Genomic DNA, 7,483 nt, shown 5'->3' on the forward strand with positions numbered 1-7,483 from the left:
ACTTCAAGTGTTAGCTAAGTGGGGGAGTGTTCAATGTTGTCCTTGGTCAGATTAAGTGTGTGAATGAGGGAACTGTATCCCTCCGTCGTCTTGATCGCATCCGGAGAGGATACACTGCTAATAAAGTCCCTTACAAAAGCATTAGCGCCCAGCAGCTCCACACTGCCGCCGGCCGGCATGAACAGCTCATTCACTTCCGAAGAAATCTGCCGTTTCTCATAATCGAGCGCCTGACGCAAGTCATCGACGATGAGCTTCTTCGTGTTGCTGTAAATGACACCGGCCATGATGGAAAAAATAATAACGATGGACACGATGACAAATAGAAACAGCTTGCCCTTGATTCCCATATCCGAGAGGCGGTGCAGCAATTTTCCGTTAGAGCTTGTTAACCTTGTCGCCGCTTCCGTCCCTTCCCCCTCTTGCACGGTCTCCGCCTCGGGCTCAGACGATTTGTCCGGCTGCCGCCTGTTCAGCAAGAGCTTCTTCCGCTTTGACGGGAACAGTCCCTTTGACCATGGCTTACACTTGTCTGGCGAATGCTTCTCTGTAATCTCCTTGGAATCCGCCTCGAATTCTTCGTTAGGTGTCAACTTCTGTACCATGATGATCCCGCCTTCAATATGAATATACCTTTTACCATGCTATCGGATTTCAGCTTGGAGTTATTAAGGGGACTGTTAGATTTCATGTCAAAATAACAGATTTTATTATTTATCATGTCGAAAAATAGACATTTTTGCAGCAAAAAAGCCCTCATTCCCCTATTTTCGAGGAATAAAGGCTTTGACTTGAATCTTAGGCTTACCTTACTGCTTAAGCATCCACTTCAGCAGTTCCGGCACGCTCGCCCACAGCCGCGAGTGCATGATCACGTACTCGATCGCCTCATTGGCATCGCCCCTGCCGATATAATCGGGCAGATTGTGCGGAAGCATTTTGGCGCCCAGCAGATAATCCGGCACATGCTTGTTCACTCCCTTGGCTACGCGATACAGCATTTTCAGGCGGGAGGTAACGCCATGCCGTTTGAATTCCAGCACCATCCGGTCATAGGCAAACGAAGCGGACCCCTCGTCATCTTGGTAGGCTTTCAGCAGTTCCTCCGCCTCTGCCAGCCGGTCCATGAATAGATAGACGGCCAACAGCAAATAGCGCGCTCCCATGTTGTCGCCGGGATTAAGCTCCAGAATATGCTCCAGTGTCTTGGCGGCCTCTTCCGGGATTCCACCGAACCAGCAGGATTCCGCATAACTCCTGCAGACGCGCAGGTAGGGCCGGGTCTCGTGGATCAGCCAGAAATGCCCTTTATTCGCGGCAAAGAACTCCTCGCCCAGCTCCCGGCTGCCCGCTTCCATCCCGGATCGTAGCAAGGCCCGTGCTTCCTGCTCATTCTCGGCCTCCTCAGCCAGCACAAGATAAGCTCCGGAGTTATCCGGGTCCAGGTCCAGCGCCGCTTTGGCCAACTGTATCCTGCTCTTCGGATTGCCCGCCTCCATCGCTTTAAGCACTAGCAGCTGCGCTTTCTCTTTAGCGCTTCCGGGCAGCGATTTCACGAGCAGCTCCGGCGGGAGTAAATCCTCGCCGCCGCCGATTCCATGCTCCTCGGCATACGCACGCAGTTCTTTGACCCTGCGCGCAATCGCCCCCGTCGTCACCTCATATTTCCCGGCCAAATCGCTCTGACTAAGCATGAAGCCGTATTCCTCGGAAAGTATGTATTCAATCGCTGCGCAGAACACGCCCTCCTTCTTTATAATCGGCTTCACTGTCCGTGAATAGCCGTTCCACAGCATCAGCGCTTCCGCTATCAATTCTTTGTCATATTCATATCTCATCTGCTCGATCAGCGTAAGACCAAGCTCCTCATGCGCCGGGCTCTCCCACTGCAAATCGCGCGAGACTAATTTTCTCAACTTGGGAAGCGTCAGCTTACTCCCTTGGGAAGCCGGTTTCTCCCCGGAGCCGGCATGATTCTCCGCAGAGGACTGCACAATCGTTCCGGGCACCGTTGTTCCAGTTGACGAACCCACCAGGCTAAGCGCGGGAGCCTCGGCGCCGCGTTCCTTTCCGATACAGCATTTTTTATATTTTTTTCCGCTTCCGCATGGGCACAAGTCGTTTCTTCCGATCTTGATCAAAACCTATTCCTCCTTAAATCTGCAGCACACCCAAAGTAAACAGCCTGTCCGCATACGGGCAGCATGCACTGCCAGACTGTCCATGTCGGTATTATAGCATTTTTCAGCATTTAAAAAGGGCCTTTCCGCTATTGGAAAGACCCTTTTATTCTGTCTATATCCGTACATGTTCCCCCGTACGAGTTGTATTATAGCACTTGTTTCACAGCCTGTCAGTCTTTTTTTAGGACATTTAACATAAAAATTTGTGAATTATCCCGAACGAAAGTCGGATTCAAGCTTATTGCAGCGCTTTGGCCGCGATATCAGTGCGGTTCTGCTTGCCGTCAAAGGAAATCCGGTTCGCATTCGCGTAAGCCGCATTACGTGCTTCAGCAATTCCTGCGCCGAGCCCGACAACGCCAAGCACCCGCCCGCCATTCGTCACGATACGTCCATCCGATCCAAACGCGGTACCGGCATGAAAAATGAGCCCCTCTTGGCCGGCCTCGTCCAGCCCGCCGATCGGCACGCCTTTGGCGTAAGAACCCGGGTATCCCTGAGAAGCCAGCACAACGCATACCGCAGCCTCGCTGCTCCATTCAATATCGATATCGGCAAGTCGTCCCTCCACCGCCGCAAGGAAAATCTCCAGCAGATCGCTCTGCAGCCTTGGCAGCACGACTTGAGTCTCCGGGTCGCCGAAACGGGCGTTGAATTCGACGGTTTTGGGGGTGCCGTCCGGTGAAATCATCAGTCCGGCGAACAGTACGCCCCGGAAAGACCGACCCTCGGCAACCATCGCTTTGGCCGTTGGCTCGACAATCGTCTCAATCGCTTGGCGGATGATAGCATCGTCGATATGCGGCAGCGGAGAATAGGTGCCCATCCCGCCGGTATTGGGTCCTTTGTCGCCGTCGAAGACCGGCTTGTGGTCCTGCGCCGCAGGCATCGGACGAACCGTGTCGCCGTCCACGAAGGCCAGAATCGACATTTCCTGTCCCGCCAGAAATTCCTCGATCACAACCTGGCTGCCGGACTCGCCGAATATGCGGGATACCATCATGTCCTCCAGCGCCTTCTCCGCTTCCTCGCGCGAGTAAGCTACCGTTACGCCCTTGCCCGCAGCGAGGCCGTCCGCCTTGATGACGATCGGCAGCGGCTGCTCCTTTAAATAAGCCGAAGCTTCGGCGTAGTCGGTGAACTTCCGGTAAGCCGCCGTCGGAATATTGTATTTATGCAGCAGATCCTTCATGAACGCCTTGCTGCCTTCGATCTCCGCCGCGTTCTTGCGCGGCCCGAACACCTTGAGGCCTTCTGCCTCAAGAACGTCTACAATGCCTGCGGCCAGCGGATCGTCCGGTCCCACGACGACTAGGCCGACCTCTTTTTCCTTCGCGAACGCGGCCAACTTATCGAACTCGAACACGCCGATGGGCACGCACTCCGCAACCTGCGCGATCCCGGCGTTGCCGGGCGCGCAGTAAATCTTATCCGCTTTGGAGCTTTTGGACAGGCTCCAGCATATCGCATGCTCCCGTCCGCCGCCGCCGATTACCAATATATCCATTCTTAATAAAACCTCCGGTCGGTTCTAGTGTTTGAAGTGACGAACGCCGGTAAAGACCATGGCGATTCCGTGCTCATTCGCAACCTTGATCGATTCCTCGTCCCGCACGGAGCCGCCAGGCTGAATAACCGCCGTAATGCCCGCTTTAGCTGCGATCTCAAGCGTATCGCCCATCGGGAAGAACGCATCGGACGCCAGCACCGATCCCTTGGCTTTCTCTCCGGCCTGCTCGATGGCGATCTTCGCAGCGCCTACGCGGTTCATTTGTCCCGCGCCCACGCCAACGGTCATGTCGTCCGCCGCAAGTACGATAGCATTGGACTTCACATGCTTGACGACCTTCCAGCCGAACAGCAGCTGCTTCAGCTCTTCTTCGGTCGGCTTGCGGTCCGTTACAACTTTGAGATCATCCGGATTGATGGAGTGAACATCGCTTTCCTGCACGACCATACCGCCCTCGACCGTCGTGACGACAAAGCTGCTCTTCCGCGCTGCGGTCGCGCCAAGCCCTCCGATTTTCAGCAGGCGGATGTTCTTCTTCTTCGTGAGAATCTCCAGCGCTTCATCCGTAAAGCCCGGAGCGAGAATGATTTCCAGGAAAACGTCCTTCAACAGATTCGCTGTATCGGAATCAATATACCGGTTCGCTGCTACAATGCCGCCGAAGATGGAAACCGGATCGGCGTTATAGGCTTTTTGGTAAGCCTCAAAAATGCTCTCGCCGACGCCGACGCCGCAAGGATTCATATGCTTCACTGCCACCACGGCAGGCTCGTCGAATTCCTTGACGATTTGCAGCGCCGCGTTGGCATCGTTGATATTGTTGTAGGACAATTCCTTGCCGTGCAGCTGCTCGGCACCGGTCAGCGTGTCCTGAGCCGCCAGCGGTGTACGGTAGAATGCCGCCTTCTGATGCGGGTTCTCGCCATAGCGCAGATCCTGAATCTTCTCGTAAGTTACCGTGTAGCGCTCCGGCAGCGGTTCGCCGGTCACATTGGACAGATAGTCGGAAATCAGAGCGTCGTAAGCCGCCGTATGGCGGAATACTTTTGCCGCAAGCCGTTTGCGGGTCTCAAGCGTCGTGTCGCCGCCCGCGCGCACTTCTTCTAGCACCTTGGCGTAATCATCGGCATCCACCACTACGCTTACAAACGCATGGTTCTTCGCCGCCGAACGCAGCATGGTCGGTCCGCCGATGTCGATGTTCTCAATCGCTTCCTCGTAACTCACATCAGGCTTGGCGATTGTCTCTGCGAACGGGTACAGGTTCACGACCACCAGGTCGATGTAATCCAGGCCCAGCTCGGTCATCTGGCGCGTATGCTCTTCGTTGTCCCGTACCGCCAGCAGGCCGCTGTGAACGGCGGGGTGCAGCGTTTTAACGCGTCCGTCCATGATTTCGGGGAAGCCCGTCACGTCGGAGATACCGATTACCGGCACGCCTTCTTTCGCCAAAAGGGTGCTCGTTCCGCCCGTGGAGATGATTTCTACGCCCAATGCCGACAGCTCGCGGCAAAAATCCACGATGCCCCGTTTATCCGATACGCTGACCAGCGCTCTTTTGATACTCACTTTGTATAGTCCTCCTCCGTATTGTCTTGTAGTTTAGTGGATGAAGCATTGACTGCATGAATAGTTAAAGGGATTGCCCGAATGCTCCTGCAATATCCGCAAAAGTCCCTCGAAACCGCCGATTTTCGCATACCCACATAGTACGTACTATTTTCACAGCTAATCCGCCCGTTTATTCAACACTTCTCGCCACTTGTGCATTATTTCCCGAGAAATATCTAATTCCCGGAACCGCTTGTCGATTGAGTTAACAGAAGCCGATGTACGGCTATTTGCGAACCTTCACTTTTCTTCCGTCCAGACTGATTTTTCCGGCTGCAAAAGCGGCAACGACCTCGGGATACAGCTCGTACTCCACCTGGTGAATACGTTCCGCCAGAGCATCAGCCGTATCGCCGTCCTCCACCGCGAGCGCGCGCTGGGCAATGACAGGACCTGTATCCATGCCGCCATCGACAAAATGCACCGTAACTCCCGTCAGCTTCACGCCGTAATCCAGCGCCTGTCCTATCGCATCCTTGCCGGCGAAGGCCGGCAGCAGCGACGGGTGAATATTAATGATGCGTCCCTCATAAGGCGTCAGCAGCACCGGTGTAATGAGCCGCATATACCCGGCCAGCACAATGAGCCCGATCTCGCGCCGCTGAAGCTCCTCTATAATCCGCTTCTCGTACTGCTCGCGGCTGTCAAAATCCTTGGGCCGCAGCAGCAGGGAAGGAATCCCGGCCTCCTGAGCCCGCTGCGCCACAGGCGCTTCCGGTCTGTCGGACACCAATAGTTCGATGGCGCCACGGCCCAACCGTCCTTCCCGCTGCGCCTGCACCAGCGCGGCAAAATTACTGCCCTGCCCCGAGGCAAACACGGCGATCCGGCTGTAATCCATCATACATCCGCTCCCGTAAAGGTAACCTTACGCTCTCCCTCTGTCACCTTGCCGATCACATAAGCTTCCTCGCCGCTGTCCTTCAGCAGCTGCAACGCTTTGACCGCGTCGTCTGCGCCCACTACCAGCACCAGACCGATTCCCATGTTGAAAGTCGTGAACATGTCACGGTTGGTCACATTGCCTTTACGCTGAAGAAGTTCAAAAATCGGCAAGATCGGCCACGAGCCGTAATTGATGTCCACATTGACGCCATCCGGCAGCACACGCGGGATGTTCTCGATGAAGCCGCCGCCCGTAATATGCGCCATGCCTTTCACCGGAAGCTGCTCCAGCAGCCCGAGAAGCGGCTTGACGTAAATTTTGGTCGGCGCCAGCAGCACATCCGCAAGCGGCGCACCGAGCTCCGGCAGCACTTCACCAAGGCTATAACCGCCTTCCCCGTCCAGCAAAAGCTTCCGCACCAGCGAGAACCCGTTGCTGTGCACGCCGCTGGATGCCAGCCCGATTACCGTATCGCCAGGCGCAATCTGCTCTCCGGTTACCAGCTTGGCCTTATCGGCAACGCCCACGGTAAATCCGGCGATATCATACTCGCCTTCCGCATACATGCCCGGCATTTCTGCCGTCTCTCCGCCGATCAGCGCGCAGCCCGCCTGATGACAGCCTTCCGCTATCCCCGAAACGATGGCTTCGATCTTCTCCGGCACCACTTTGTCGCAGGCCAGATAATCGAGGAAAAAGAGCGGCTCCGCGCCCTGTACAACGATATCATTAACGCACATAGCAACCGCGTCGATGCCGATCGTGTCATGACGGTCCGCCGCGAAGGCGATTTTCAGCTTCGTGCCGACTCCGTCCGTTCCGGATACCAGCACAGGCTCCTCGTATTTATCTTTATTCAAGCCAAACAGCGCACCGAATCCGCCGAGCTCCGTCATGACCTCGGGGCGAAACGTGCGCTTCACATGCTTCTTCATTCGTTCTACCGCTTCATTGCCCGCCGCAATATCGACACCGGCGTTTTTGTAAGCTTCGGACACTTGGACACCTCTTTTCATGTAGTAAAACCCTGGGGATTGGGGCCGGCTGTCATTGCGAGAAACATTTGGGCTTCCGATCGCTGTTATGCTCAGATTTCCTGATTGAACCGCTTAGCGGTTGAAATCCGAGCATAAAGGCGAACGCTGCCGCTTCTCCAGCTCCAAATTTTCTCTTCATGACAGCCTCCCCAATCGCAGGGTAGGGGAAGTAGGGAAGGCCGGGCGCCTATAGAATCGGCGCCCGTGCCTTAGGCGAGACCAGCCGCGACTTCGCAGAGCGAACAGCACGGGGCGG

At 55.5% G+C, this 7,483-nt stretch carries 6 protein-coding genes; all 6 read right to left on the reverse strand.

The genetic code is table 11. The annotated features are described in order from the left end of the window. Positions 1-14 precede the first annotated feature (14 nt). Positions 15-605, reverse strand: a complete 591-nt coding sequence (locus tag L691_RS0108710; RefSeq protein WP_025690025.1) for a hypothetical protein — start codon at positions 603-605, stop codon at positions 15-17. A gap of 204 nt (positions 606-809) precedes the next feature. Continuing rightward, the gene (locus L691_RS0108715; RefSeq protein ID WP_025690026.1) at positions 810-2,141 is read right to left on the reverse strand and encodes an SEC-C metal-binding domain-containing protein; all 1,332 of its coding nucleotides are present in this window, start codon (positions 2,139-2,141) and stop codon (positions 810-812) included. Positions 2,142-2,421: 280 nt separating this feature from the next. Continuing rightward, the gene (gene purD, locus L691_RS0108720) at positions 2,422-3,690 is read right to left on the reverse strand and encodes a phosphoribosylamine--glycine ligase (RefSeq protein ID WP_025690028.1); all 1,269 of its coding nucleotides are present in this window, start codon (positions 3,688-3,690) and stop codon (positions 2,422-2,424) included. A 24-nt stretch (positions 3,691-3,714) separates the two neighbouring features. Then, the gene (gene purH / locus L691_RS0108725) at positions 3,715-5,262 is read right to left on the reverse strand and encodes a bifunctional phosphoribosylaminoimidazolecarboxamide formyltransferase/IMP cyclohydrolase (RefSeq protein WP_025690029.1); all 1,548 of its coding nucleotides are present in this window, start codon (positions 5,260-5,262) and stop codon (positions 3,715-3,717) included. Positions 5,263-5,530: 268 nt separating this feature from the next. Then, positions 5,531-6,145, reverse strand: coding sequence for a phosphoribosylglycinamide formyltransferase (gene purN, locus L691_RS0108730; RefSeq protein ID WP_025690030.1), 615 nt, complete (start codon positions 6,143-6,145; stop codon positions 5,531-5,533). Next, positions 6,145-7,188 (reverse strand): phosphoribosylformylglycinamidine cyclo-ligase, encoded by a 1,044-nt coding sequence (purM, locus tag L691_RS0108735; RefSeq protein WP_025690032.1) that lies wholly within the window; start codon positions 7,186-7,188, stop codon positions 6,145-6,147. Before purM ends, purN begins: the two co-directional genes overlap by 1 nt. Positions 7,189-7,483: the final 295 nt, after the last annotated feature.

This window comes from Paenibacillus zanthoxyli JH29, from assembly GCF_000520715.1.
Taxonomy (GTDB): Bacteria; Bacillota; Bacilli; order Paenibacillales; family Paenibacillaceae; genus Paenibacillus_AQ; species Paenibacillus_AQ zanthoxyli.

What these genes read in the sequence shown, in the direction of transcription:
- L691_RS0108710 (WP_025690025.1), bottom strand. Translation starts at nt 605, where the DNA reads ATGGTACAGAAGTTGACACCTAACGAAGAATTCGAGGCGGATTCCAAG.
- purD (WP_025690028.1), bottom strand. Translation starts at nt 3,690, where the DNA reads ATGGATATATTGGTAATCGGCGGCGGCGGACGGGAGCATGCGATATGC.
- purN (WP_025690030.1), bottom strand. Translation starts at nt 6,145, where the DNA reads ATGGATTACAGCCGGATCGCCGTGTTTGCCTCGGGGCAGGGCAGTAAT.